Origin of the sequence: Mesorhizobium sp. M4B.F.Ca.ET.203.01.1.1 (genome assembly GCF_004791025.1) — a bacterium.
GTDB classification, from domain to species: domain Bacteria; phylum Pseudomonadota; class Alphaproteobacteria; order Rhizobiales; family Rhizobiaceae; genus Mesorhizobium; species Mesorhizobium abyssinicae.
Genome location: NZ_SRUO01000085.1, coordinates 1 through 400, shown reverse-complemented (window position 1 = coordinate 400; position 400 = coordinate 1). Strand labels below are relative to the sequence as shown.

Here is a 400-nt window from a genome sequence, read left to right as displayed (position 1 = left end):
CTGCAGTCGGGCGCGGGTCAGCCGTCGCACGAAGCGCCATTGCAGTTCATCTTTGCGGTTGAACACCAGCATCGGTGCGTGCGCCAGGGTTGCGGCCTGCATGCCATCGCTGAAGTACCGGCGGGCGAAGGCGGACGAAGCAATTGCCTGGTAGCGCATGGCGAACAGCGGGTGCACGTTGCAGCCCTTCACCGGCCGGCCTTCGGCAGTGACCGCACCCAGCACGCTGCCATCGCGCAGCAGTTGCAGGGTGTGGTCCTGGTCGTCCATGCGCAGGTCGAACAGGTAGCCATGGCGCTGGTGGAGGTCGGCGACGGCCGGCACGAACCATGTATCGAGCGAGTCATCGTTGACCGCCAGAGGGAGTGGCCTGCGTCCGGCGTCGCTGCCGCGTTCGGGC

The 400-nt window shown here is 67.0% G+C and carries 1 protein-coding gene; it reads right to left on the bottom strand.

Going from position 1 to position 400, the window contains the following annotated elements; translation table 11 throughout:
* A partial coding sequence (locus EN846_RS33730) for a LysR substrate-binding domain-containing protein (RefSeq protein WP_245518766.1) occupies positions 1 to 400 on the bottom strand: 400 nt, incomplete at both ends.